This window comes from Arenibacterium sp. CAU 1754 (assembly GCF_054482635.1).
In genome coordinates, this window is the sequence record NZ_JBTLRG010000001.1 from 238258 (window position 1) to 262732 (window position 24475).

Annotated in this window: 23 protein-coding genes; 13 read left to right on the forward strand and 10 right to left on the reverse strand. The window is 62.3% G+C overall.

Features of this window, described 5'->3' with window-relative positions; genetic code table 11:
• Positions 1-65: 65 nt before the first annotated feature.
• Complete coding sequence (locus ACXYMO_RS01185; protein ID WP_458876814.1) at positions 66-518, forward strand: (2Fe-2S)-binding protein; 453 nt, start codon at positions 66-68, stop codon at positions 516-518.
• A 10-nt stretch (positions 519-528) separates the two neighbouring features.
• On the forward strand, positions 529-2802 hold the full coding sequence (locus tag ACXYMO_RS01190; RefSeq protein WP_458876815.1) for a xanthine dehydrogenase family protein molybdopterin-binding subunit: 2274 nt from the start codon (positions 529-531) through the stop codon (positions 2800-2802).
• Between the two features lie 81 nt (positions 2803-2883).
• On the opposite strand, the gene ACXYMO_RS01195 is transcribed toward ACXYMO_RS01190, so the two are convergent.
• On the reverse strand, positions 2884-3735 hold the full coding sequence (locus ACXYMO_RS01195) for a DUF1194 domain-containing protein (protein ID WP_458876816.1): 852 nt from the start codon (positions 3733-3735) through the stop codon (positions 2884-2886).
• A 15-nt stretch (positions 3736-3750) separates the two neighbouring features.
• Positions 3751-4920, reverse strand: coding sequence for an ABC transporter substrate-binding protein (locus tag ACXYMO_RS01200; RefSeq protein ID WP_458876817.1), 1170 nt, complete (start codon positions 4918-4920; stop codon positions 3751-3753).
• Between the two features lie 313 nt (positions 4921-5233).
• Here ACXYMO_RS01200 and ACXYMO_RS01205 point away from each other — a divergent pair, with 313 nt between their 5' ends.
• From ACXYMO_RS01205 to ACXYMO_RS01235, 7 genes are all read left to right on the forward strand, one after another.
• Positions 5234-6910 carry a PQQ-dependent dehydrogenase, methanol/ethanol family gene (locus tag ACXYMO_RS01205; protein WP_458876818.1) on the forward strand — a complete coding sequence of 559 codons (1677 nt, stop codon included), beginning with the start codon at positions 5234-5236 and terminating at the stop codon, positions 6908-6910.
• Positions 6911-6919: 9 nt separating this feature from the next.
• Positions 6920-8161, forward strand: a complete 1242-nt coding sequence (locus ACXYMO_RS01210) for a c-type cytochrome (protein ID WP_458876819.1) — start codon at positions 6920-6922, stop codon at positions 8159-8161.
• A gap of 108 nt (positions 8162-8269) precedes the next feature.
• On the forward strand, positions 8270-9142 hold the full coding sequence (locus ACXYMO_RS01215; RefSeq protein ID WP_458876820.1) for a quinoprotein dehydrogenase-associated SoxYZ-like carrier: 873 nt from the start codon (positions 8270-8272) through the stop codon (positions 9140-9142).
• Positions 9143-9694: a rhodanese-like domain-containing protein gene (locus tag ACXYMO_RS01220; RefSeq protein WP_458876821.1), complete on the forward strand. Its 552-nt coding sequence runs from the start codon at positions 9143-9145 to the stop codon at positions 9692-9694.
• Positions 9691-10746 carry a quinoprotein relay system zinc metallohydrolase 2 gene (locus ACXYMO_RS01225; protein ID WP_458876822.1) on the forward strand — a complete coding sequence of 352 codons (1056 nt, stop codon included), beginning with the start codon at positions 9691-9693 and terminating at the stop codon, positions 10744-10746. The genes ACXYMO_RS01220 and ACXYMO_RS01225 overlap by 4 nt, the downstream gene beginning before the upstream one ends.
• 88 nt (positions 10747-10834) lie before the next feature.
• Positions 10835-10936 carry a pyrroloquinoline quinone precursor peptide PqqA gene (gene pqqA, locus ACXYMO_RS01230; protein ID WP_458876823.1) on the forward strand — a complete coding sequence of 34 codons (102 nt, stop codon included), beginning with the start codon at positions 10835-10837 and terminating at the stop codon, positions 10934-10936.
• 232 nt (positions 10937-11168) lie between these two features.
• The gene (locus ACXYMO_RS01235) at positions 11169-12548 is read left to right on the forward strand and encodes a serine hydrolase domain-containing protein (protein ID WP_458876824.1); all 1380 of its coding nucleotides are present in this window, start codon (positions 11169-11171) and stop codon (positions 12546-12548) included.
• Positions 12549-12704: 156 nt separating this feature from the next.
• Here ACXYMO_RS01235 and ACXYMO_RS01240 read toward each other — a convergent pair whose 3' ends face one another.
• Genes ACXYMO_RS01240 through ACXYMO_RS01255 form a run of 4 tightly spaced genes read right to left on the reverse strand, consistent with a single transcriptional unit; the run spans position 12705 to position 17385 of the window.
• On the reverse strand, positions 12705-13265 hold the full coding sequence (locus ACXYMO_RS01240; RefSeq protein ID WP_458876825.1) for a pyridoxamine 5'-phosphate oxidase family protein: 561 nt from the start codon (positions 13263-13265) through the stop codon (positions 12705-12707).
• Positions 13258-14316, reverse strand: a complete 1059-nt coding sequence (locus ACXYMO_RS01245; RefSeq protein ID WP_458876826.1) for a lipocalin-like domain-containing protein — start codon at positions 14314-14316, stop codon at positions 13258-13260. The genes ACXYMO_RS01240 and ACXYMO_RS01245 overlap by 8 nt, the downstream gene beginning before the upstream one ends.
• Positions 14306-16732 (reverse strand): FtsX-like permease family protein, encoded by a 2427-nt coding sequence (locus tag ACXYMO_RS01250; RefSeq protein ID WP_458876827.1) that lies wholly within the window; start codon positions 16730-16732, stop codon positions 14306-14308. The genes ACXYMO_RS01245 and ACXYMO_RS01250 overlap by 11 nt, the downstream gene beginning before the upstream one ends.
• Complete coding sequence (locus ACXYMO_RS01255; protein WP_458876828.1) at positions 16729-17385, reverse strand: ABC transporter ATP-binding protein; 657 nt, start codon at positions 17383-17385, stop codon at positions 16729-16731. The genes ACXYMO_RS01250 and ACXYMO_RS01255 overlap by 4 nt, the downstream gene beginning before the upstream one ends.
• Before the next feature lie 148 nt (positions 17386-17533).
• Here ACXYMO_RS01255 and ACXYMO_RS01260 point away from each other — a divergent pair, with 148 nt between their 5' ends.
• Complete coding sequence (locus ACXYMO_RS01260) at positions 17534-17854, forward strand: hypothetical protein (protein WP_458876829.1); 321 nt, start codon at positions 17534-17536, stop codon at positions 17852-17854.
• A 5-nt stretch (positions 17855-17859) separates the two neighbouring features.
• Here the strand turns inward: ACXYMO_RS01260 and ACXYMO_RS01265 are convergent, their stop codons facing one another.
• Complete coding sequence (locus ACXYMO_RS01265) at positions 17860-19011, reverse strand: acetoin utilization protein AcuC (protein WP_458876830.1); 1152 nt, start codon at positions 19009-19011, stop codon at positions 17860-17862.
• A gap of 128 nt (positions 19012-19139) precedes the next feature.
• Between ACXYMO_RS01265 and ACXYMO_RS01270 the strand changes: the two genes are divergently transcribed.
• Positions 19140-19997 carry a YihY/virulence factor BrkB family protein gene (locus tag ACXYMO_RS01270; RefSeq protein WP_458876831.1) on the forward strand — a complete coding sequence of 286 codons (858 nt, stop codon included), beginning with the start codon at positions 19140-19142 and terminating at the stop codon, positions 19995-19997.
• A gap of 299 nt (positions 19998-20296) precedes the next feature.
• On the opposite strand, the gene ACXYMO_RS01275 is transcribed toward ACXYMO_RS01270, so the two are convergent.
• The 3 genes from ACXYMO_RS01275 to ACXYMO_RS01285 form a co-directional block, all read right to left on the reverse strand.
• Positions 20297-20998 (reverse strand): RlmE family RNA methyltransferase, encoded by a 702-nt coding sequence (locus ACXYMO_RS01275; protein ID WP_458876832.1) that lies wholly within the window; start codon positions 20996-20998, stop codon positions 20297-20299.
• Between the two features lie 145 nt (positions 20999-21143).
• On the reverse strand, positions 21144-22256 hold the full coding sequence (locus ACXYMO_RS01280) for a Ppx/GppA phosphatase family protein (RefSeq protein ID WP_458876833.1): 1113 nt from the start codon (positions 22254-22256) through the stop codon (positions 21144-21146).
• A gap of 75 nt (positions 22257-22331) precedes the next feature.
• Positions 22332-22979, reverse strand: a complete 648-nt coding sequence (locus tag ACXYMO_RS01285; RefSeq protein ID WP_458876834.1) for a sulfotransferase family 2 domain-containing protein — start codon at positions 22977-22979, stop codon at positions 22332-22334.
• Positions 22980-23213: 234 nt separating this feature from the next.
• Between ACXYMO_RS01285 and ACXYMO_RS01290 the strand changes: the two genes are divergently transcribed.
• Positions 23214-23510, forward strand: coding sequence for a virulence factor (locus ACXYMO_RS01290; RefSeq protein ID WP_458876835.1), 297 nt, complete (start codon positions 23214-23216; stop codon positions 23508-23510).
• 26 nt (positions 23511-23536) lie between these two features.
• Complete coding sequence (locus tag ACXYMO_RS01295) at positions 23537-24466, forward strand: methylenetetrahydrofolate reductase (RefSeq protein ID WP_458876836.1); 930 nt, start codon at positions 23537-23539, stop codon at positions 24464-24466.
• Positions 24467-24475 lie beyond the last annotated feature (9 nt).

Here is a 24475-nt window from a genome sequence, read left to right on the forward strand (position 1 = left end):
GGCCTTTAAGCTGTGCACCATAACGCGGGATCCGTGGGAGGGATCGCGCAAACGGGAGGTCTACAATGAAGAATTTGATCGTGAACGGAGAGTCCAAATCCGTCGATTTGTCAGACGACACGCCACTTTTGTGGGCGGTGCGTGAAAAGTTGAAGATGACCGGCACCAAGTTCGGATGCGGCGCCGGTCTGTGCGGGGCGTGCACGGTGCATGTCAACGGGGTTGCGGTGCGGTCTTGCCAGACATCGGTCGGCTCCCTCGCAGATGGCGACAAGGTTACCACCATCGAAGGGCTGCACCCGACAGGAGAACATCCGCTGCAACTGGCCTGGATCGAAGAACAGGTGCCGCAATGCGGATATTGCCAGTCCGGCCAGATCATGCAGGCGGCCGACCTGTTGTCACGCAACCCGAACCCCAGCGACGAAGACATCGTCGCCGCCATGAGCGGCAATCTGTGCCGCTGCATGACCTATGGAAAAATCAAGTCCGCGATCAAACGCGCGGCCAAGGCGTGAGGAGGTCAAGATGAACGCGATTGACAAGACACAAGTCACACGCCGGTCGTTCCTGATTGGAACCAGTTCGGCAGCGGCGACACTGAGCCTGGGCTACGTGGTTCTGGGCGCCGGGGTGACCCCGGCCGAGGCGGCCACGAGCAAGATGTTCTCGCCCGGTATCTTTGTCGACATCCATTCCGATGAACGGGTTGTCGTGCATATCACCAAGGCCGAGATGGGCCAGCATGTCGGCACCGCCATGGCGCAGGTTCTGTGCGATGAACTGGAATGCAACTGGGACAATGTTGAGCTGAACCATATCGGGTTTGATCCAAAATACGGTCTGACCCTGACCGGTGGATCGTGGTCGATCAACTGGACCTTTGACGCCATGTCCCGCGCCGGCGCCGCCGCGCGCAAGGTTCTGATCGAAGGGGCGGTTGCCAAGTTTGGCGGCGCGGCCTCGGATTTCACGGCGGAAAACGGGGTGATCACCGGCAACGGGCATTCGATCACCTATGGCGAACTGGTCGCCAGCGGGGTCGAGCCGCGCACGATGACCGAAGGCGAAGTGGCCGGTCTGGTCCTCAAGTCACCCGACCAACGGCGCCTGATCGGCAAGGAGGTTCCGGCGCTGGATATCCCGGCCAAGGTTCGTGGCCAGGCCGGATACGGGATCGACGTGGAAATCGAGGGGATGGTCTATGCCACGCCCGCGACCCCGCCGGTGCGCTATGGGGCCAAGGTCACCTCGGTCGATGACAGCGCGGCAAAAGAGATCGACGGCTATATCCGTCATGTCGTCGTCGACGATCCGGTGGGCACGCAAACCGGCTGGGTCATGGCCATCGCCGACAGCTATTGGACCGCGAAAAAGGCGGCCGAGGCGCTCAAGATCGAATATGATCGGGGTGGCAATGCCGGTGTCACGCTGGATGCGATCCACGCGGAATCCGCGCGCCTGATCGACACGGGCGAAGATACCCGCCTGGTCCTGACCGAAGGCGACGCGGAAGCGGCGCTGAAGAACGGCGAAAAGATGCACGAGGCGACCTATACGACCGCCCTGAACATCCATGCGCCGCTGGAGCCGATGAACGCGACCATCGACATCAGGGACGGCGTCTATCACATCTATGCCGGGAACCAGTTCCAGACCCTTGTGATGGGCCTTGTGCCTGCCGCGCTGGGGATCGATCCGTCGCAGGTGGTGATGCACCAGCAATACCTGGGCGGTGGCTTCGGTCGGCGTCTGGACGCGGATTACATCGTGCAGGCCGCCCTGACCGCGCGTGAGGTCGGCGGACCGGTCAAGATGATCTACTCGCGTGAGGCCGATACGCAGTTCGACTTTGCCCGCCCGGCGGCCACCGTCAAACTGACCGCCTGTACCACCGGCAAGAAGCTCGATGCCTGGATGTCGTCCAGCGCGTCGGCATGGGCGTCGGCCCGGCAGGCGCCTGCGTTCCTGACCCCCGATCTGAGCGGGGACGAGAACAAGAAATACGACGGGTTCTCGGTCAATGGCGCGGATCACTGGTACACGGTTGAAAACCAGAAAATCCTTTTGTCCAACAACCAGATGGCACAGTCGGCAACGCCGCCGGGGCACCTGAGGGCTGTTTCGCCGTCCTGGCAGTTCTGGGCCGGAGAAAGTTTCATGGACGAAATCGCCCATGGGCTGGGGGTTGATCCGCTGGAAATGCGGCTTGGCCTGCTGGATGGCGCGGGCAAGAACGCGGGCGAAGGTGTGACCGCAGGCGGCGCCAAACGACTGGCGCATGTGCTGCAAATGTGCGCCGACAAGGCCGGGTACGGGGGCGACATGCCCGAGGGGACGGCCATTGGCCTTGCTTCGGTGTCCAGCCAGGAGCGCGGGACAGCCACCTGGACCGCCTGTGCCGCCAAGGTCAGCGTCGACAAGGCCACCGGCGACTTTACGGTGGACAAGCTGACCATCGTGTCGGACGTCGGCACGATCGTCAGCCCCGCAGGCGTCAAGGCGCAGATGACCGGCGCGGCGATGTGGGGGTTCTCGATGGCGACGCTGGAGGCGGCCGACATGCAGGACGGTGCCATCACCGCCAGCAATTTTGACGGCTATACCCCGGCGCGCATGTCCGACATCCCCGAGATCGAGGTCGAGGTTCTGGACACAGGTCATTACCCGGTCGGGGCAGGGGAGCCGGCCACCACCGCCGTGGCTCCGGCCATTGCCAACGCGATCCAGATGGCGGTCGGCGCACGGGTGCGCTCGCTGCCGATCACCGCGGACAAGGTCAAGGCCGCGATGGAGGCCTGACCCGCGTCAGGGCCAAAAAAATCAAACCCGCCGGCAGAGGTGCCGGCGGGTTTTTCGTTGGGGGTAAGACGGGTGGCCGCCCTATTCCGGCAATGGCCAGTCCTCGTCCCGGGGCAGCCAGCGGGGGGCGCGGTCATCGCCCACGGCATCCTTTAACTGGTCGATATATTTGCGGCGTTCTTCCTTTTCGCCGATCAGGCAATCCATCGCCGCGCCCGCCAGAAAGAGCCGTTCCGGACCAGGTCCGGAAATTTCGTCGATCAGCTTCTTTTTCAGTGTGGGGCCGAACTCCTCCCATGAAAACACGGGCGAGACGAACGATCCGAACCCTCCGACGACGCAATCCTGGAAATAGATGTCTAGATCGGCCTCGGGGCCCGTGGCCTTGCCCATCATCAGGGGCAGACCGTTGATGATGATGCCCTGATACACGAGCCTGTCGCGCACCCGGTCCACACGCGGCCCGCTATTGTTCAGCCCGTCACTTGAGATATCGACCACGTGCCGCTGCGCCATAAAGGGGCTTTGCGGAAACAGGTCGATGGCCGTTGCCAGCGCGGTTGAGATTGAGGTGCGCCCCGAGCGGTGGATCGGGGCCTGCTCCAACTGCGCGGCAAAGGCACGTGCGCTGACAGGATCGCTGATCTCCGTCCAGGGTACGACCTGCGCCTGCATATCGTCGCCGGCCCATTCGAACAGCGTGACGGCGATCCGACCGTATTTTCCCGAGGTGATCGCCCGGATCACATCCGGATCGCGAAACGCCGCCACGTAGCCGCGCCGCTGGATGTCCTGTTCATCCAGCGAGATCGAGAAGGAAATATCGACCGCAAGTACCAGCTGCATGTCGACCCTGCGCTGATCGCTCTCACGCGCGCACACCGACATCGCAAAAAACGTCAGGGTAAGAGCGAAAAGCGATCTGGCAATCATGTCACATCATCAGGTCTAGGGCGCGGAAAAGGCTGTGCAGGCGCTTTCGGGTTCATCAAGGCCCAATGTATCAAGTTCGGTGCGTTGATGCAGGAACCCCGGCATGGGCGCGGTCGTGACCACGGCGCGGGGATGGACCAGGTGGATGGTCTGGCGCATCTGTCCGTTCCAGGTGCGGAACGACAGCTTGCGCCCCTTGAACCCGGCCAGCTCGAATTGATCCGACAGCATGAAGGCGCGCAGGCTGGCGGCGTCGGATTTGCCGGTGCGGGTCACGGCCTCGCCCAGGGAACGCAGGGCGGCCCAGGCGGCGTAATCGACCGGGGTCATGTCGCGGCCTGCGGCATCGTGAAACCGCGATTGCAACTGCGCGGCGCCCCAGCTTTCGACGACGGCCGACCATGCGACGGGCACCAGCCCCTCGCTTCCTGCGACGGGGCGCGGATACCAGGTATTATAGGGCAGATAGCGGGCGAAATCGCCGGTTTCGTCGGTGACCAGAACTACATCGTGGCGTGGGAAGTCCTGTGTGAACGGGGGCAGTTCGGTGCTGGCGCTGCGGCGCAGATCCGCGTCGCTGACCCATTCCTTGCTGGCCGACAGTTTCAGCCCGAATTTGGTCAGCGACCGGCGGATGGCATTGGCAAAGGCCTGATCCCTGGGGTGGCGCCCTTCGATCATGACAAGGTCGCCCCACCGGCGGGACAGCAGGAACTGTGACAGCGCGTCCGCCCGCATGGCGAGGCTGGGAACGGTGTGCAGAACGTTGGCGCGGCAGTTGTCGTTGCGCAGATCGACCGCGCCGCTGCGTACGTTGAAAATGACCTTGTTCTGGTTTTCCGGCCGGTCGGCAAAAGCCAGCAAAACCGGTGCCGGGGCGTCGATGACCACAAGATCGCCGGACTCGCCCGGCCCCTCGATGGCACCTGTTTCGTCGATGTCCAGTACGCTCATTCCAAAGACATGACCCAGAAACCGCCCGGTGGTGGCGTTGTCGCTCAGGCCCAGTTGCGCTCCGGCAAGGCCTTCGTCCTCGGGGATCGGATCAAGGTTGGACAGAACCGGCGGCGGGGGTACGATGTGGCGCAGGTACGTGACCTGAACCTCGACCTTGGACTGTTGAGCCTGTGCCCCTTCGCCCCAAACCGTGGCGGCGGACATGATCAGGCAGGCAGCAAATGCCATTTTTCCAATGCGTTGTGCGATGTTCCTAAGTCTCTTCTTCGCGCGCATCTGGCTGTCTCTGCTCCTAATTTAATGTCGCTTGATATGCCGTGACCCAGCAGGTGGTTGGCCCATCCGACAGGACTACCGCCGAATGCGGGGCTCCGCCTATACGACTAAAGTCAAATAGCGATGGGGTGGGCCATTATCTAACGTTTTCACGAGTGTTGTGCCTTGAGGAGGGGGCGGCACGATTATTTCGGGTTCAGGCCATTTCAGAACGCCCGTTCAGCGGCGCAGAACACCGAAAATTGATTACATTGGGAGGAAATCAATGCAACTCAGCGACCTGACCAAAACGGGGTTCGCCTTGGTGGCCGCATTTGGGCTGTGCGTGTCGTCGCAGGCTTTTGCGCAAAGCGCGCAAGACTTGATTGATGATGCCAGCAACCCGTCGAACATCCTGACCTATGGCATGGGGTATGGCCAGACGCGCCACAGTGCGCTGGATATGATCAACACGGGCAACGTTTCGAAAATGCGCCCCGAGTGGACCTATTCGCTGGCCGACACGCGCGGGCAGGAAAGCTTTCCTATGCTGCATGACGGGGTGATGTATGTCACCACGCACAACTCTACCGTCGCATTGGATGCTTTGACCGGCAAACAAGTCTGGAAGACGATGGTCGATTATCCGGCCGAGGCCCCGCGAGTGGCCTGTTGCGGTATCGTGAACCGGGGTGTGGCCCTTTATAACGGCAAGGTGTTCCGCACGACGCTGGATGCACATGTAACCGCGTTGGACGCCAAAACCGGCGCCGAAATCTGGAAAACGAAGTCCATCGATTACAAGCAAGGTTATTCGATGACCGTTGCTCCTATGATCGCTGATGGTGTTCTGATCACCGGGATCTCGGGCGGTGAATTTGGTATCCGCGGCTACATCGAAGGCTACGACCCTGACACCGGGACACGTCTGTGGCGGACCTATACCATCCCTGCACCAGGTGAGCCGGGTAGCGAAACATGGAAAGATGGCGGTGACGCATGGACACGCGGTGGCGCGCCCACGTGGTTGACGGGGTCATATGACCCGGACCTGAACACTGTTTACTGGGGAACCGGTAACCCGGCATCCTGGAACGCCGGTCTGCGCCCGGGTGATAACCTTTATGCATCGTCGATTTTGGCGATCGAGCCAAAAACTGGCAAGATCAAATGGCATTTCCAGACCACGCCAAACGACCCGTTCGACTACGACACCACAAACGAACTGGTGCATGCTGAAATCGATGGCCGCAAGGTTATCATGCAAGCAAACCGGAATGGGTTCTTCTATGTCATTGATCGCGCCACGGGCGAATTGATTGCTGCGCCCAAGTTCATCGACAAGGTGACGTGGGCCACTGAAATTGACCTTGAAACTGGTCGTCCCAATGAAACCGAAATCGCCACCAAGGCCCGCGCTGGCGAACAGGTGACATACTGGCCGTCTGCTTTGGGTGGTAAGAATTGGTCGCCCATGGCGTATAATGCGAAAACACAGACCGTGTTTGCCAATACCAACAGCTTTGGTCTGAACTATAAGGCAGTCGAACCACAGTATCGTCCTGGCGTGTTCTATTTTGGTGCTGAATTCTCTTGGGATTGGCCAGAAGGCGACCGCGGACAACTGCGCGCCTTTGATCCAATGACAGGCGAAGTCAAATGGTCCGATGGTATCGATATTCCCCGTTTCGCAGGCGTTCTCTCAACGGATGGCGGCCTCGTCTTTACCGGGACACAGGCGGGCGATTTCGAGGCGTTCAATGCTGAGACTGGTGAAAAATTGTGGGACTACAATGTCGGTTCCGGCATCGTCGGTCAGCCCGTGACGTGGGAACGGGACGGCAAACAGTACGTAACCATTCTTTCCGGCGGCGGTGCAGTCTATGCGCTGTTCTCGGGGGATGAGCGTCTGGCCGACTTTCCTGCGGGCGGCAACGTCTGGACCTTCTCGGTCGTGGAGTAAGATCAACTGATGTTGAAATACTTTGCGGTAATCCTGAGCATGCTGGCGCTTCTTGCGGCGCCAGCCTCTGCCGGGGACGAGAAACTGACCAAGGCCAAGGGCATCTACAAACAGTTCTGTGCCCATTGTCACGGTCTGGACATGGTGAACCCGGGAACGTCGTCCTTCGATCTGCGGAAATTCCCGAAAGACGAAAAAGACCGGTTTACGACCTCCGTCACCAAGGGAAACGGGGACATGCCCGCCTGGGGCGATGTCCTTTATCCCGAAGAGTTGGAGCTGTTGTGGTTCTATGTCGTCACGCGCGGCGGCAAGGAACCCGAACCGGTCAGTTCGACCCAGGCACCGACCCCCAAGGAAGAGCCCGATCACAGTTCACTGCTGATCAAACCAGGCACGCTGACGGCGTGCCTGGCCAAAAACGGTGGCGTTATGTCATCGCGCCGGTCCCATGGCGGGGTGGGGCTGGATTATGAACTGGTTGCCGCGCTTGCAGATCGGATGGATCTTGCGCTGGATGTGGCCTGGTTCGAAAGCGAAGCCGAAGAAGAAAGCACCCCGATCCGCGAAATTTACGCAATGCTGGCCTATGGCGTGTGCGACGTCATTCCGGGCTTTGCGCTCTATGAAACATCGCTGAGCGCGTTTTACAAAACCCGCGCCGCATTGCCCCGCTGGGACGATCGCCCCACACATCTGGGCCGCGAATTCCAGGTCGATCTGGAGCCTGTTTCCGTCTCTGACCCCTACGCGCGGATGGAAATGGGCGTTGTCTATCGCACCTCTGAATTTGACCGCGACATCACGAAAGTCGCCGATATGGAAGGTCTGCGCATCGGCGTCGAACAGGGCACGCTGCCCGGTGTTCTGACCCTGCGCCAGGGGACCGACGACATGGTGATGAACGCCAAGACACTGAACCCCGGGCCCGCATTCCTGTGGAAGATGGAGCAGGGCGAGTTCGACGCCGCACTGGTTACCATCGGGGCCTATGATTTTCACAAGCGGCAGAACATGATCAGCACGCTGGTTCTGGATGACTATCGCCATCCCATCGGCTTCAACCTGAGCGTTGCCGTGCTCAAACGCAATCGTGATCTGTTGGACGTCATCGATCCTGCTATCAATGAGATGATCGTGGACGGCACGATGGCAGGGCTGGCCGAAAAAAGCCAGGTGACCTATGCGCCCCCGCGCGAGCCGTGGGTGCTCAAACATCTGACCATGCGGGATATCGTTTCCCTGCGTTGATCCGTCTGGACCGGGATAGGTTTGGGTCGTTTTGAATTTCCGGGCGTCACGGGCGTTCGGAGAGCGCCATTTGGACTGATGAATTTCACCATTACCGGGAGACTGGCCATGACACGCAAGACGACAAAGACCGCAACGCTGGGCCTCCTTGCCTTGCTGGCCTGCCCGGCGGGCGCAATCGCGGGCGGCTCGTCCACGTTTCTGCCCGACTACATGCAGACCGCGAACCCAATGATCGAAAGCCCATCCTGGGACGATTATCTGCGCGACGATATCGTTGGAGACGCGGTTGTGTTCGACGGGGATGACCTGATGACGCTGGATGCCCCGGTGCAGGCCTTTGACGCGGCCACGGTGCCTTTTACCCTGCGCCAGCGCCCCGATACGGGGCTGCGCATTACCACGCTCAAGATCGTGGTGGATGAAAACCCGATGCCGGTGGCCGCCGCGTTCACCTTTGGCGAGGCCATGGGCGATATCACGTTTGAATCGCGTGTGCGCTATGACGTCTTTTCCAACATTCGCGCTGTGGCCACGGTCGAAGATGGGCGCAGCTTCATGGTGGGCCGCTTTGTTCAGGCGGCGGGTGGCTGTTCGGCCGCGGTGTCGCGTGATCTGGCCGTGGCCGAAGCGACCATGGGGCAGATGAAGCTGAAACAGATCGACACCTCGGGCGGTGCGCAGGGCGAAGCACCGGGAACGCTCCGCGAGGCGCAATTGCTGATCCGGCACCCCAATTTCACCGGGATGCAGATCAAGAAGGGGACGCTTGATTTCATCGAGGCGCGCTATGTCAATTTTATCGAGGTCCGCCTGGGTGACGAGATGTTGTTCCGCATGGAAGGTGGGTTTTCGATCAGTGAAAATCCGGCGTTCCGGTTCAGCTATGTCGACAATGGCGCGACCGAGATGTCGGTGCGTGCCGTCGATACGGACGGTGCAGAATTCACCGAGACCTTCACCCTGCGGTCGGGCACGTGAATGACAATTCTGTCTCGTGCCGCGGCCGTCGTCTGTCTGGCCGTTTCACCTGGGGCAGGGTGGGCCGATGCGGTCGATGCGCCGCAGGGTTATCGCCAATCCGACTATGACGCGCCGGTGCCCGATGCGTTGCCCGGTGCAATCGTCGTCGATGACGATGCGGCCTATGCCCTGTGGCACAGCGGGCGGGTCCGGTTCGTGGATGTCATGCCCGACCTGCCGCGCCCCAAGGGATTGCCCGAGGATGCGGTGTGGCGCGGGCGGGCGCGGTTTTCCGTCCCCGGTGCGCTGTGGCTACCGCAGATCGGGTTTGGCACGCTCGACGGTGCGGCGCAGATACAATTCAACGTGGGGCTTGCCCGTGCTAGTTCCGGCGACAAGGATGCGCCGCTGGTATTCCTGTGCCGGGCAGATTGCTGGATGTCGTGGAACGCTGCCAAGCGTGCCATCGCAGCCGGGTATACCCGCGTGTTCTGGTATCCCGCCGGAACGACCGGCTGGACCTTCTGGGACTGGCCGACCGAGCGGTTAAAGGCCTATGGTGCCCCATGAGCCCGATTTTTGAAATCATCGCCAGTTTGTGTCTGGGCGCTGTCTGCGCCGACCGCGTTCTGCCCACGCCGATGGTGATGGACGAGCCGACCTGTGAAGCACGCGCCGAACAGGTGGTGGCCGAGTGGCTCACGACCCATCCCGGACTGACGGCACAGGGCCAGAGCTGTCAGCGGATCGAAACTCTGTCCGATCGCGCCGCCGAGGTGCAGAGCATCGGCCCGGGACAGTTCGTGCATTTTGGCCAGGTCGAGGATGTCGTTCCCGGCACGCAAGGGGATGTGGCAAACACCGGGTTCATCATCGGCACGGATGCGGTTGCGGTCATCGATGCGGGCACGACGCGCGCCGTGGCCGAGGCGTTGTATCTGGCGGTGCGCCAGCAAACCGATCTGCCGATCCGCTGGGTCATGATCACCCATATGCACCCCGATCACGTCTTGGGTGCAGAGGTGTTCCGCGAAGCGGGGGCCGAGGTCATCGGCAGTGTGCGGCTCAGGCTGGCGCTGGCCAATCGGGCCGAAAGCTATATGGGCAATATGGAGCGCCTGTTGGGGCCCGAGGTCATGCTGGGCACGCAGGTGGTGTTGCCCGACGACGGGGTCGACGGGACGCGCGACATCAATCTGGGCGGGCGGGTTCTGACGCTGCAAACCTATCCGACCGCCCACACGACGAACGACATGTCGGTGCTGGATCGCAGCAGCGACACGCTTTGGATGGGGGATTTGGCGTTTCTGGAACATACCCCGGCGCTGGACGGGTCGATCAACGGTTGGATCGGCGTTCTTGAGGGGCTGATCGAGACAAAGGTCCAACAGATCGTGCCGGGACATGGGCGCATGGTGGCGATGCACCCCGACGGGCTGCGTCCCACGCTCGCGTATCTCAGGGCCCTGCGCGCCGAAACCCGCGCCGCGCTTGCGGCGGGCGAAAGCCTGCAAACCGCGCTAAAGCATCTGGGCATGGACCTAGGCGATCAATGGCAACTGTTTGAACAGTTCAACCCGCGCAACGCGACCAATGCCTATGTCGAACTGGAATGGGAATGACCCGACCGGTCCAATCAATACCTTTGTCTAATTCCTCAGCGCGAATTCCCGCAGTAGTCTGACCTTGGAATTCATAGGGAGAGAACGAATGGCCTGGAAGAAACCCAACGCAGTAGAAGTAGCCTGCGGCATGGAAATCAACATGTATGGTCCGTCCGAGGACGACGAGCGCCGCGGCGACGTCATCTGAGACGGCTGCCGATCCCGGAGCATCGCATCGGGCACGGGGCAGGATCGCTCAGGATGATCCAGACCCGCTAGGCAGACAGCAAACACGACAGCGTGCCACCGGTGACTATCACCGGTGGCCGTTTTTTTGCGTTGTGTCCCGAAATGGTCCTTGTCTGCTGCACGGACTTTGTTTTCACCGATTTGCTGTAATCGCTTGATCGCCGCTGCATCCGAAAGCCAAAAATGTTTGAATGGCCATGTTCGACATATGGATACGCATACGGGAGAGATCGGACGTGATGGGCAAAAGCACAACAAATCTTGCGGCAATCGCCATTCTGATGGCAACGGCGTCAAATCCTGCGCACGCACAGTCAGACGTTCTTTCGGCACAGGACTCCGATCCAAATGTGATGGAATGGATGCAAGGCTTCCCGCCACCGCCCGAAAAGCTGATTACGCAACCGGATTCCAACTATTTCAGCTTCCCCAAGCTGCGCTGGTCGGTGTGCCACCTGAGAGAGTTCCTGCCGACAGAAGTCATCAGCCGCGGCACGGGCGCTCCGGTCCCGCTCGACTATCCGTCGCCGGCTGAATTCGCCGACATGCGACAGGAGATCGATGGGCTTACCTTTTTGCCGATGAACAGCGACGAGGAGATGACCTGGGAGGAGTCGCTTTACGCCAACTACACGGATGGCGTTCTGATCCTGCACGAAGGTCAGGTGGTTTATGAACGCTATTTCGGTTGCCTCGAAGAGGATGGCAAGCATGCGATCATGTCGATGACCAAGTCGATTACGGGGCTTCTGGGAGAGATCCTCGTGGCCGAGGGGGGGCTCGACGATACGCTGCTGGTGCGCAATATCATTCCGGAAATCGGCAACAGTGCTTTTGCCACTGCAACCGTGCGTGAAGTGATGGATATGACGACGGGGGTTCAGTATTCCGAAGATTACTCTGATCCCAACGCCGACATCTGGCTTTATTCCGCCGCTGCGAGCCCGTTGCCCAAGCCCGCGGACTACAACGGACCAGATGGATACTGGGAGTACCTCCAGCAGGTGCAGCCCGATGGCGAGCACGGTGATGCGTTTCATTACAAAACCATCAATTCCGACATGCTTGGGTGGATGATTTCCCGAGTTACCGGAAAGGCCGTCACCGAACTGGCCTCAGAGCGGCTCTGGCGCCGGATGGGCGCGGAGCAAGACGCCTATCAAACTGTCGATGGCAAAGGCGTGCCCTTCGCGGGCGGAGGCGTGACGGCGGGCCTGCGCGATCTTGGGCGCCTTGGACAACTGATGCTGAACGAGGGAGAGATTAACGGCGAGCGGCTTTTTCCCGTTGAGGTCGTGCAGAAAATCCGCGCTGGCGGCGACCGGATGAAGTTCGGCGATGGCTTTCCGACCATGGGCAATGCCAGCTACAAGAGCCAATGGTGGGTCTTCCACAATGAGCATGGGGCGTTTGCAGCCCGTGGTGTGCATGGTCAGACGATCTACGTTGATCCTGCGGCCGACATGGTCATCGTGCGCCTGGCCTCTTTTCCACGCGCGCAGAATGGGTTTATCGACCCGACATCTTTGCCCGCCTATCAGACCGTGGCCGAGTATTTGATGTCCAGATAATCACGAGCCAGGTGTTCGGGACAGTCTGCGTTGGGTTTAGCGCAGGCCGGCATCTTCTTGAAATTTATCCTTTTTCTGGTTCTCGCCATTTGGGCGGACCGTGGCCCAAACCAAGGTGGCCTGCGCGCGGCGGGCGGGCGAATAAAGCTGTTTTGATCAGGGCGACAGCCACTGACCCTGCCAGTCATCGGTCCGCACAAACGCCGCGCGGCGGTGGATGTCGGGGGCAAGGCAGACATAATCGATATGGTCCAGTGTCAGCCGTAAAATGGCAAACCGGTCCGGGCTGGGCTGCTGGGCATAGGCGTCATGGGCTTCAATCGGCTGTCCCGGCGGGGGCAGATGGCTATAGTTTTCGTGCTGTTCCTCGGGCAGGGCGTCCCATATGGGGCGCACCGCCGGGCCGGTCAGGATCTCAACGCCGCCCGAAAGGCGCAACTGGGTGCGGGTGACCGGCTCCCAGAACAGGATGCCCGCGTTCGGGTTGGCGTTCAACTCATTGATCTTGCACGACAGGCTGTCGGTAAACACGTCAACCTGACCTGCGTCCTGGTCGGCGCGGCGCAGGGCCACGGTCCGCAGGTGTGGCACGGTCCGGGCGTCCACCGTGGCCAGGGTGACAAACCGGTCGGCGGGGGGTGCGCTCTGTGCCGCTTTGGTTAGCAGGGTCCACAGATGGGTGTGGACCCGGGGCAGGGTTGTGGGGGTGTCACTCATAGCCTGTCATCTCAAGATATCCGCGTCCCGTGTGGCTGCCGCTGACGGATACCGGACCTTCCCAATAGGGAAAGGACGTCGCCATCCAGCTGTCGGGGTTCAGGGCGTCGACCGCTACGTTCAGGTTCCGGGTCGGCAGTTCGACCTGCCAGCGCACGGGAATGGACCTGCCCGCGACCTCGGATGTTTCAAGCGGGGTCAGACCCAGTTCCCCATCCGGGATCGCGCTGGCTGTGCCGTCGGGGGCAATCCAGGTGGCGGCGGTGAACCCCGGACCGCTGTCGCGCAGGCGGAACCCCATCATGCGGGCGCCGCTGTCAAAGGACAGTGAAAACCAGTCCCACCCGGTCTGATCCGCGGACAACGGCTGGCTGGACCATTCCCGGTCAAGCCAGCCCTGACCGGTGACCCGAACGGGGCCGTCCGGCAGGGTCAGCGTGCCGTCTACCGTGTAGGAGGGTTGCGAATAGTAATAACTGGCATGCCCGTCGCGGGATTTCACCGAATACCCGGCGTCTCCATGCAGAACCAATGGCCCTTTGGCGGCGAGGGTCAGATCATAGGCGAAATCGGTTCCGCGTGCGGTCATGTGCAGTTGGTCCAGCCCGGCCCCGGCGGGGGCTGTCATGGTCCAGTCGTCAATGTGCGCGCTGAACGGGTCAGCGGTGACACCGGCCTGACCAATGCCGCCGCGCGACAGGCGTTCGGCCATGAAATGGGTGTCCGGTGTGGTCAGGCCCGCGTGGCCCATCCACAGCTGGGGCGCCTGCCAGCCGCTGCCGGTCTGTGGGCGCAGGGCCGAGCGGAACAGGGTCCACTGCACGCCGTAATCGCGCCCATCCTCGCCCTGCAGCGTGGCGGTCAGGTACCACCATTCGATCCGGTAGTCGGGATGGCTGCCATGATCGCGCGGGAACTCCAGCGCGGTGCCGGGCCGGGGCAGCGCGAAATCATCCGCAGTCTGGCCCAGCCCGGCAAACCCCTGGGAACGGACGGCGCTGGCAAGGCACAGCAGGGCCGCAAAGACGCTCAACAGGGCCTTAACGTTCATTGGCAAACACCCTCAGCAGGTCGGACGGGGGGATTTTGCGCAACCGGCTGGCGGGCAGGGCGGCGGCGACGCCCCCCGCCAGGATCGCCAGCAGCCCAAGGCGCGCCCAGTCGCCGGGGAACAGGAACATGGGAAGGCGCCAGCCAAACGCCTCGACATTGATTACCGCCAGCAGAACCCAGGCCAGCAAAAGGCCCAGCGGCAGCGCCAGAAGGGCGGTCAGCCCCGAGAGAACCACACTGCGCCCCAGCTCCAGCCGCGACAGCTGTGCGCGGGTGACGCCCAGGGCCCAGACGGGGGCCACATGGGGCAGGCGCATGGTCCACAGGGTCAGAAGGCTGGTCAGGATGGCAAAGCTGGCCACACCCAGCGTCAGGACATTCAACGCCCCGGTCACCACAAAGGTCTTTTCAAAGATACCGAGCGAGGAGGCCTTGATCCCGGCCTGATCGATGACCGAGGTTGCAGGCAGATCGAATGCGGCGCGCAGGTCATTGGTGAATTGTGATGCGTTTTGCGGCGCGATGCGAATGCCGAACTGGCGGTTCAGGACCGTCGGGAAACGCTTTAGCAGCGCGGGCAGGGACACGATGGCCTGACCCGAGGGGTTGCCATAATCGGAATAGACCCCTGCCACCGGCAGGGTCCAGCCGGGGGCCAGCGTGACCGCGTCGCCGGGCCACAGCCCTTCGCGCCGGGCCATCTGTTCGTTGATCAGCGCGGCACTGTCACTTGCGATCTGGTCCCAGACGTCCGGCGCGGCCGCCACCAGGGGCCAGTTGTCGCGATAGGTCGCATGATCGACGACGCCATAGATGCGGGCGGCTTGCCCAGCCAGGGTCGTTTCGGCATAGCGGATTGGCAGGACCGCATCGGCGCGGGCCATGGCCCAGGTTTCGATCTGTGCGCCCTGTGCGTCGGTGCGGGCCGTGATGTAAAGTTCGGACGCAAGACGCTGGTCCAGCCATCCGGTAAAGGTTTGGCGAAAGCTCGAAACCATGGTGCCGACGCCGATATTGGTGGCAAGCGCCAAAAGCAGGGCCATCAGTGCCAGCGACAGGCCCGGCAATTGCGCCCTGAGATCGGCCAGCACCCAGCCGGACAACGGCCCCTCGACGCGCCGTTCGAAAAGGTCGAGCACGACCCCAAGCAGCGCGGGCAGCAACAGCGCCGCGCCCAGAAGGAGACCCGCCAACAGGGCAAACCCGGCCACCAGCCCCTGGATCAGCCAGAGACAGGCCAACCCGCCCAGGATCAGGGCCAGCCCGGCAACGGCCATGCGCCGGGCCTGTCCGCGCGACGCGGCCGACCAGGTCAGCAGACCGGGGGCCGACAGGATCGGCAGGCGCGACACCTGCCAGATGCCCTGCGCCCCAGCCACAAGCGCACCGACCATGGCCATCCCCAGACCGCTGATGAACCACGCCGGGCGCAGGGTCAGACCGCCGGTCACCGGCGCGCCATAAAGACCGCGCAGGGTGGCGGCGACGTCAGGCAAAAGGGCAGCGGCGACTAGATACCCGATAACAAGGCCCAGCAGCCCGGCGATCAGGGCCAGCGCCAGAAGTTCACCCAGAACCAGAACCGTCAGACGCCGCGCCGGCAGGCCAAGCGCGCGCAGGGTGCGAAACATGGTGCGGCGTTGCTGAAAGGCCAGTCCGACGGTGCCGTGGACGATGAACAGGCCGACCGCAAAGGACAGCAATCCAAAGGCGGTCAGGTTCAAATGGAAACTGTCCGTCAGGCGGGCCACATCGCTGGCGCCGCTCGGCGCGCTGGCATCAAGATCGGGCACTAGGGTTTCGAGCGGGGGCAGGTCCAGCGGCTGATCCGGCAGAACCAGCAGGCGGCTGATCTGTCCGGCGCGGTCCAGAAGGCGCTCGGCCGTGCCGATATCCGTCATCACGATGCCCGGTGGAACCGCCGATGTTTCGATCACCGGGGGAAGGGCGCCATCCTGTGCAATGATCTGCGCGGTCTCGGGGCGGGCGAACAGGCGGCCCGGAGCGGTCAGAACATCTACCGGACTCAGTTCGGGGTCGGGTTGGTCCCCATCGCTCACTTGCGCAGCGGGGAGAACCGGGTAGTTCAGGAAATCCACCCCCATCAGCGTGACCCATCCGCCACCCAAACGGGCGCGCCCCTCAAGAACCGGGGTCACCTGCCATCCGGCGCGGCGCAGCATGACATAGGTGCCAAGATCGATGAAGGCGCTGCCGGGCGCGGTCAGGACCGTGCCGCGATTGGCGCCGATCTGATCCGCCGCGCGGGCATAGCTGGCGCGGGCCTCGCCATTGATGGCCTGAACCGCCGACCACAACCCGGTGGCCAGCGCCAGGCCCAGGATCAGCGTCAGCAGCTGCAAAGGCTGGCGCCGCCAGTGCGACAGCAAAGCCCCCAGCGCGGCGCGGTTCATGTGATGGACCCATTGCTCAGATGGGCGTGGCGGTCCAGCCGTTCGGCGATGCGGTTGGAATGGGTGACAAGGAACAAGGCCGCCCCCGTGTCGCGCACCAGGTCCAGCATCAGGGACAGCACCGCATCGCCCGTCGCCTCGTCAAGGTTGCCGGTCGGCTCGTCCGCCAGCAACAGCTTGGGGCGCAGGGCCAGCGCGCGACCAATGGCAACACGTTGCTGCTGGCCGCCCGACAGATGCTCGGGGAAACGGTGCTGCAACTCATCCAGCCCCAGACGGGTGGTCAATTCCCCCAGCCAGGCCGCGTCCAGCCGCCCGCCCAGCCGGGCGTGAAACGACAGGTTCTGTGCCACGGTCAGCGACGGGATCAGGTTGAACTGCTGAAACACCAGCGCCACGGGGCCCCGGCGCAAGGTCGCGCGCCCGGCGTCGTCCAGCGGCGAATAGGGCTGACCATCCAGCGTAATTTCCCCGCCGTCAAAACTGTCCAGTGCGCCGGTCAGGTGCAACAGGGTGCTTTTTCCGCTGCCGCTTTCCCCGGTCAGGGCCAGCGTTTCGCCGGTGTCCAGCTGCAGCGACACATCCTCAAGGACGGGATGGCCGATGCCTGCCCCGGGATAGCGTTTCGTGATCCTGTCGATGTTGAGCAGCACGGAAATTCGATCCTGTTTCGGGGCGTCAAAGGGCGCGGTCGCGCTGGTGACAAAATGGCGCTTTTGCCCGGGGTGTCCAGATCTGGTAGGAAGATGGTCAATATGTCCCGGCCATTCCCCGGTCAGGGCCTAACCGCGGGGCGACGCAATGCGATCATTTCTGGCACTCTGTTGTGGGCTTGCCCTGGCTTTGCCGGCCTGCTCGGGGGCAGCGCCGAAAAACGATGCCTGTGACGCACAGGCCCGGCAGGTGAGCGGGTACACAGGCGCGCGCCCGGTCGAATTCAATGTCGGCCCGTTTGATGCCCGCATCAGCGGATCGGTCGCCGTTGGGGTGAGCCGCACGCGCGGTCCCGCACGCGAACCGGTCGCGCCGCCCTTTGCCGGTGCGGCGAGCGTCGAAGCGCGCGAAAAACCCGTGCTGGACGCCTATCGGCGCGCCTATAATGACTGCTTGCGCCGACAGTAGTCAGCTCAGACCTCGCGCGTCAGGCGCGCGGCGAGATGCGCAACACGGTCCCGAACGTCGGCGCGGATCGGGCCTGTGTTTGGCGCGTCCCGCAGGGTGGTGAACCAATGCTCGGGCGGCGTGCGCCCGGCGCGGCGGGTCCAGCTTAGGGCGCGCAGAACCGATTGCGCGGCGTCGGGCAGGCGATCGGGTATCTCGTGCCCCGCCAGCGTCGCCCAGACCCCGGACCACAGCCGCCCCACCGACCACGGGTTGTATCCGCCACCGCCCAAGACCAGAAACCGGTGCGACATGGAGCGCAGGGCCGCAACAGTGGCCCAATGGCAGCTGTTCGACAGGGTCAGGCGTGACAGCGGGTCCTCGGCCACGGCATCGGCCCCGCATTGCAGGACAATGGCATCCGGGCGATGGTCGGCCACCGCGGGCAGAATGATCTGATCCAGCGTAAGGGCATATTCACTGTCATTCAGGGCGCGGGGCAGCGGCAGGTTGAAGGCCGATCCACCGGCCCGGTCGTCCAATGCCCCGGTAAAGGGCCAGCGATTTTCCTCGTGCAGGGAAATCATGCGCACCTCGGGCGCGCCGTCGAATGCCATCTCGACTCCGTCGCAGTGATGGGCATCGATATCGACATAGGCCACACGCCGCACGCCACCGCGCTGCAGGGTCAGAATGGCCAGCACCGGATCGTTGAAATAACAGAACCCGTTGGCCCGGTCCGGCATGCCGTGATGCGTGCCCCCGGCCGGGTGATAGACAACCCCGCCGTTGCGCAGCAGATCGGCCGCCAGCATCGCGCCCCCGGCCGAGGTTGCCGGGCGGCGGAACATGGCTGGATAGACCGGGTTCGACAGCGTCCCGATATTATGGCGGGCGCGAACCGCGTCGGTCACGCTCTGGCTGGCTTCGGCTGCCATCAGGGCAGCGATATACTCGGCCGTGTGAAACGCGCGCAGTCCGGCGGGTTTCAGGCGCGGGCTGGTGCGATAGGCTGCGTCGGGCAGCCAGCCCATCGCCCGGCACAGATCTGTCACCGTTGGCACGCGCTGAATGGCAAGGGGATGGGTCGCCCCGTATGTCGAGGCGCGATAAATGTCATTGCCCAGAAAAACCGGGGCCGTGTTATCGGTGGGGGCAGGGCGGTCAGATAAAGGCATTGGCCGGCGGCTCTGATTGTTGCGCGCATGCTGCGGTTAATCGCAGGGCAATGCAACAGCCGGGGTTTTGGCGCATGGCGGGCGCGTGCCCGGTGGCCTTGGCAATCTGCGATGGCTAGGGTGGCGGCATGATGAATGCGCTCCGACTCGCCCTCTGGTCCGTCCCCGCCGCGTTGCTGAAGGCAATGCGCCGGTTCAACTCGGACAATGGCTGGATCATGTCTTCCCACGTGGCGATGTCGATGATGCTGGCGCTGTTTCCCTTTATCCTGTTCGTGGTGGCGCTGGCCGGGGCCCTGTCGCGCGACGTGGATGTGAATGAGCTGATCGAGGTGGTGTTCGGCGTCTGGCCTGATGAAATCGCGGCCCCCATCATCGAGGAGATCCGCGCCGTCCTCGAAGCGGACAGTCTGCAGTTGATGACAGTGGGTGGGGTGCTGGCGGTCTATTTTGCATCCAACGGGGTCGACGCGGTGCGGCTGGCGATCAGCCGGGCCTATCGTGAAAGTGACCCGCGCCCGTTTTGGAAAACTCGGGGCCTGGCAATTCTGTTTGTGCTGTTCGGGGGCGCGGCGCTCATCCTCGGCGTGACCATCGGTCTGGGGTTGCCGGCCTATTTCCGCTTTGTCGCCGCTGCGATGCCGGATGCCCTGCTGACCTGGACAGAAAGTGTCGGCCTGCAAACCGTGGTCACGCTGGGCACGCTGACGCTGGCCGTTGCGGCCTGCCACATCTTTCTGCCGGGCCTGCGTTATTCCCTCTCGGTGATCTGGCCGGGCGTGGTCCTGACCGTGGTGCTCTGGATTGGCGCGGTCTGGGGCTTTTCCTACTACGTCGCCTATTTCGCCGATTACAGCGCCACTTATGCGGGCCTCGCCGGGGCGATGGCGGCCTTGATCTTTCTCTACCTGATGGCGGCGATTTTGATCCTCGGGGCCGAGTTCAACGGCGCCCTGATGCGCGATCGCGCGGCACGAACCGGCTGACAGGTTTCACCGTCTCGCCCGGTCCTTGCCACGACACCGGCACATTTGACGGCTACTCAGACTGGGTAAACCCGTTCATTTCCTGGCCTGAGACGTCTGTCATGCATCCCACAGCAACCCCGAACCGCCACGGCATCCTGTTTGAGATGCTGCGCCATCAGAACCTGTCTGATCGCACCGCGCAGCGGGTGGAGAAAAAGGATCAGGCCGATGAGGCCGACCGCCATGCGGACCTTTTCCTGAAGGATGCGCTGCAGTCCTGGGAGCCCGCGCGACCAACCCCGGCTCGCATCGCGAAATCAGCCGCGAAACCCCGTCGCAATAACGAATTTTTCCGAACTGTCGGCGCGTGACGCAGGCGGTTTAACGTTGGCGACCTTGGTGAATTTCTGCTTCAGCAGTTTCTGAAGTTCGCCCTCGGCACCCCCGGCCAGAACCTTGGCCACGAAGGTGCCCCCTTCTTCCAGAACGTCAAAGGCGAAATACGCCGCAGCCTCGCACAGTGCGATGATGCGCAAATGGTCGGTTTGCTTGTGCCCCGACGAGGAGGCGGCCATGTCCGACATCACCACATCCGCCTTGCCGCCCAGCCATTCCTTGACCTGTTCATCGGCCCCGTCGGCCATGAAATCGAGCTGGTGAACGTCCGCGCCTGCCACCGGTTCGACCTCTTGCAGGTCGATGCCCAGAAGGGTGCCGACTGCCTTGCCCTGTTTTTCGCCCAGGGCATTGATGCGCTTGACCGCCACCTGCAGCCAGCCGCCGGGCGCACAGCCCAGATCGACGACCCGCGCGCCCGGGACAAGAAACCGGTACTTGTCATCCAGTTCCAATATCTTGAATGCGGCGCGCCCGCGATAGCCCTCGCTCTGGGCCTGTTTGACATAGGGATCGTTCAACTGCCGCTGCAGCCAGCGCGTCGACGACAGCTTGCGGCCGCGCGCGGTCTTGACCTTGACCTTCAGATCGCGCTGGCCGCGCCCGGATGTGTTCTTGGCCATGTGGCAACCCTTTCGTGATTGCGCCGCAAATAGCGGCTCGTACGGGGCTCGGCAATGCTTCATCTTGCCTGAAAACTCCCGCCGGAGGCATCGCGGCGCCGGAGGCGACGCCACAAATCGAATGCGCCGCAGGCGCGCCTTCAGATCAGAACGGCCCGTCCTCCAGAACGCCATCCGCGCTCATCTGGGCATAAAGCAATCCCTCGCGCAGGCCCCGGTCGGCCACCGACAAGCGGTCAGTCGGCCAGCACCGCAGCAGCGCCTGCAGGATCGCCGCGCCCGACATGATCAGCGCCTGCCGGTCTTCGCCGATCCGCGGATCGCGGCGGCGGCCATGGGGCCCGAGGTCCAGATATCCGCGGATCACCTTGTCGATCTGGTCCGAGGTCATGCGCAGACCGTCCACCTTGGTGCGGTCATACCGTTTCAGCCCCAGATGGCTTGCGGCCACGGTGGTGACCGTGCCTGACGTGCCCACGATCTGGAAATTCTCGCGCGCCTGCACGTCCTTGTAGGGTGTGAACTCGGTCAGGTTCTCCTCGAAGAACCAGCTCATCAGGGCAAAGCGTGCGGCGTCGTCATCGACATCGTTGAATTGATCGCGCAGCGTGGCGACACCCAGGGGGACGGAAATCCAGTCCACCACTTTGGCCGCGGGAAACGGGCTTTCGGCGGGGTGAAACCCGGCATGCAACCGCATGATCGCGCGGGGACGGTCGCGGTTCGGCACCGACGAGATATCGATCCAGACCAGTTCGGTCGACCCGCCGCCGATGTCCACCACCAGCAACTGTTCGGTCTTGGTGCTGACCAGTGGAGCGCAGGAAATGACGGCCAGCCGGGCTTCTTCCTCGGGTTGGATCACTTCAAGGTTCATGCCCGTTTCACGGCGCACCTGGCGTATGAATTCGCGCGAATTCTTGGCCCGCCGGCATGCCTCGGTCGTGACAAGACGCATGCGCTTGACCTTGTTGCGCTTCAGCTTTTGCTGGCAGATGCGCAGGGCCTGAACCGTGCGCGCCATCGACGAGCGTGACAAACGCCCGGTACGCTCAAGACCCGCGCCAAGCTGCACGGATTTCGAGAAGCTATCGACCACATGAAAACCGCTGCCCTTGGGTTGAGCAATCAGCATGCGGCAACTGTTCGTGCCCAAATCCAGCGCGGCATACAGTTCGGCCGGATCGGGCGTGTTCGGCGCAGGGCTTTCGACCGCCTTCGGGAACGCGCCCGCACCATTGGGACGCTTGGGCGCCATAGTTCACGCCCTCCGATTTCAAGTTACCTTTAGAATAGGCAGCCAAAACGCTTTCGGCAATATGTTGCCTGCGTTTCAGGCAAAAGGATTTTGCACATAGCCATCCAGATGCCGGTATTCGTCCTCGAGATAGGGCCTGAGCGCATCGCGCGTTTCCGCGCGCAGATCGTCGAAGGCCAGCTTGGTTTCGCTGGAATTGGCCTTGGTCAGTTCGACCGGCTTGCCGCTGCGCTGTGACAGCATCTCGGCCACTTCGCCCATCTGACCGGTCAGATAAACCTTGTCATAGGCCGCCAGATCGTCGCCCGTGAACAGCGCGGTCGGCAGGATGTGATGGCGAATGACCGAAGATTGACGGCTGTAGTCGCGGAAATGGAGGAAAAACGTATCCGGATCGGGATCAAGCGTCAGATCGGTCTGACGTCTCAACTGGCGGCTTTTGTACAAATCCTTCAGGTCGACGACCCGGTTCGTATAAACCGACATCAGCCGCCTGATCGGGTCCCGCACCAGGGTAAAGCGGAAACTCCCCGCCTGCGCGTCAAAGCGATCCTTGCGATATCGTTGGGTCTGATAGATGCCGTGGTAGAACGCGCTGTCGCGGGTTTCGTCGGGGGGCAGGCTCACCTCGGGGTCGATTTGGGCCAGCATGGCCTTGACGGAAGAACACCCCGCTTTCGGCACGGCCGCATAGGCCAGCCCGTATTCCTTGATCGCAATCACCGTGAGGTCCTGTTCGTTTTTGGTTTCCTTGTCGGTGTTTGTTTCAGATTTTGACGGCCAAGGTCAAACGCTCATCATCTTCATGAGAAATTTGACCCTCTGGGCCTCTGGCCGGGCCGCCTGCGGTTGGGTAGGTCTGTGGGCGTCGTTCATATCACCCGTTCTGTCGAAAACAGGACGCGGCAATGCCATGGCCTGATCTAATTATAGCCATCGGAAGCAAGGAATCAGAAGATGCCTGATGTCACCATTGTCTACTGGCGCGATATTCCCGCGCAGGTCATTGTCGGCAAAGGACGCCGTGGCGCAAAACGTCAACTGGACGAGCGGTTTGAACAAGCCATCGACCGGGCGGCGATGAAGGTGAACGCCAAGGATGCCGATGCCTATCTGGCTGAGTGGCGCAAAGCTGACCCTTATTCCGTGGAGGGTGATCCCGAGGCCGTGGCCGAGGCCGAAGCCGCCCGATTGCACAGTGAATACGATCAGGAGCGGATCAAGGCCCTGATCGCCAATGATGGGTGGGCCTGAGCCTGACATCGGTATGGGAGGCCGTCATGGCACTTTTGAACTTCAAGAAACGTGAAGCCCCGGGCGCGGTACCCGTCAACCGCGAGGTCGAGGCATTCCTGCAGGATTACTCGATCGAGGTGATGCCGCGCACCGCCGAGAAGGTCGAAGATTTCCGGGCTTTGCTGCCCGAAGGCACGCGGGTCTACATCGCCCATATCGAAGGTACACCGATCGACGACATGGTGCGCACTGCCGCCCGTCTGGCGCGCGACGGATATGCCGTCATGCCCCATTTCCCGGCGCGGATCATCAAGGACAAGGCAACGCTGGCTGACTGGATCGACCGCTACCAGGGCGAGGCGGACGTGAAACAGGCGCTGCTTCTGGCTGGCGGTGTTGCACAGCCCCACGGGGACTTCGACAGCTCGATGCAGTTGATGGAAACCGGGTTGTTCGACAAGGCTGGCTTTAAACGTCTGCACGTGGCCGGCCATCCCGAAGGCAACCGTGACATCGATCCCGACGGAAGCATGAAGAACGTCGAGGAAGCCCTTAAATGGAAACAGGATTTCTCGGAGCGCACGGATGCGTACATGGCGCTGGCGACGCAGTTTGCCTTTGACGCCGATCCGATCATCGCCTGGGCCGACGCGCTGGCGGCCGCAGGTATCACGCTGCCTATCCACATCGGCATCGCCGGTCCGGCAAAGTTGCAGACGCTGATCAAATTCGCCATCGCCTGTGGTGTCGGCCCGTCGCTCAAGGTCTTGCAGAAACGCGCGATGGACGTCAGCAAGCTGTTGTTGCCGTATGAGCCGACCGATGTTGTCACCAAACTGGCGGCACACAAGGCGGCCAACCCCGATTTTAACATCACCAATGTCCACTTCTTCCCACTTGGCGGGATCAAGACAAACGCCAACTGGGCCATCGAACATGGCGGTGCCTCGGCCCGCCCGGCAAACCCGACCTGAAAGGCCAAA

Excerpts from the sequence above, each read along its gene's own strand:
- ACXYMO_RS01185 (WP_458876814.1), top strand. The coding sequence starts at position 66 with ATGAAGAATTTGATCGTGAACGGAGAGTCCAAATCCGTCGATTTGTCA.
- ACXYMO_RS01190 (WP_458876815.1), top strand. The coding sequence starts at position 529 with ATGAACGCGATTGACAAGACACAAGTCACACGCCGGTCGTTCCTGATT.
- ACXYMO_RS01195 (WP_458876816.1), bottom strand. The coding sequence starts at position 3,735 with ATGATTGCCAGATCGCTTTTCGCTCTTACCCTGACGTTTTTTGCGATG.
- ACXYMO_RS01200 (WP_458876817.1), bottom strand. The coding sequence starts at position 4,920 with ATGGCATTTGCTGCCTGCCTGATCATGTCCGCCGCCACGGTTTGGGGC.
- ACXYMO_RS01205 (WP_458876818.1), top strand. The coding sequence starts at position 5,234 with ATGCAACTCAGCGACCTGACCAAAACGGGGTTCGCCTTGGTGGCCGCA.
- ACXYMO_RS01210 (WP_458876819.1), top strand. The coding sequence starts at position 6,920 with ATGTTGAAATACTTTGCGGTAATCCTGAGCATGCTGGCGCTTCTTGCG.
- ACXYMO_RS01215 (WP_458876820.1), top strand. The coding sequence starts at position 8,270 with ATGACACGCAAGACGACAAAGACCGCAACGCTGGGCCTCCTTGCCTTG.
- ACXYMO_RS01220 (WP_458876821.1), top strand. The coding sequence starts at position 9,143 with ATGACAATTCTGTCTCGTGCCGCGGCCGTCGTCTGTCTGGCCGTTTCA.
- ACXYMO_RS01225 (WP_458876822.1), top strand. The coding sequence starts at position 9,691 with ATGAGCCCGATTTTTGAAATCATCGCCAGTTTGTGTCTGGGCGCTGTC.
- pqqA (WP_458876823.1), top strand. The coding sequence starts at position 10,835 with ATGGCCTGGAAGAAACCCAACGCAGTAGAAGTAGCCTGCGGCATGGAA.
- ACXYMO_RS01235 (WP_458876824.1), top strand. The coding sequence starts at position 11,169 with ATGGCCATGTTCGACATATGGATACGCATACGGGAGAGATCGGACGTG.
- ACXYMO_RS01240 (WP_458876825.1), bottom strand. The coding sequence starts at position 13,265 with ATGAGTGACACCCCCACAACCCTGCCCCGGGTCCACACCCATCTGTGG.
- ACXYMO_RS01245 (WP_458876826.1), bottom strand. The coding sequence starts at position 14,316 with ATGAACGTTAAGGCCCTGTTGAGCGTCTTTGCGGCCCTGCTGTGCCTT.
- ACXYMO_RS01250 (WP_458876827.1), bottom strand. The coding sequence starts at position 16,732 with ATGAACCGCGCCGCGCTGGGGGCTTTGCTGTCGCACTGGCGGCGCCAG.
- ACXYMO_RS01260 (WP_458876829.1), top strand. The coding sequence starts at position 17,534 with ATGCGATCATTTCTGGCACTCTGTTGTGGGCTTGCCCTGGCTTTGCCG.
- ACXYMO_RS01265 (WP_458876830.1), bottom strand. The coding sequence starts at position 19,011 with ATGCCTTTATCTGACCGCCCTGCCCCCACCGATAACACGGCCCCGGTT.
- ACXYMO_RS01270 (WP_458876831.1), top strand. The coding sequence starts at position 19,140 with ATGATGAATGCGCTCCGACTCGCCCTCTGGTCCGTCCCCGCCGCGTTG.
- ACXYMO_RS01275 (WP_458876832.1), bottom strand. The coding sequence starts at position 20,998 with ATGGCCAAGAACACATCCGGGCGCGGCCAGCGCGATCTGAAGGTCAAG.
- ACXYMO_RS01280 (WP_458876833.1), bottom strand. The coding sequence starts at position 22,256 with ATGGCGCCCAAGCGTCCCAATGGTGCGGGCGCGTTCCCGAAGGCGGTC.
- ACXYMO_RS01290 (WP_458876835.1), top strand. The coding sequence starts at position 23,214 with ATGCCTGATGTCACCATTGTCTACTGGCGCGATATTCCCGCGCAGGTC.
- ACXYMO_RS01295 (WP_458876836.1), top strand. The coding sequence starts at position 23,537 with ATGGCACTTTTGAACTTCAAGAAACGTGAAGCCCCGGGCGCGGTACCC.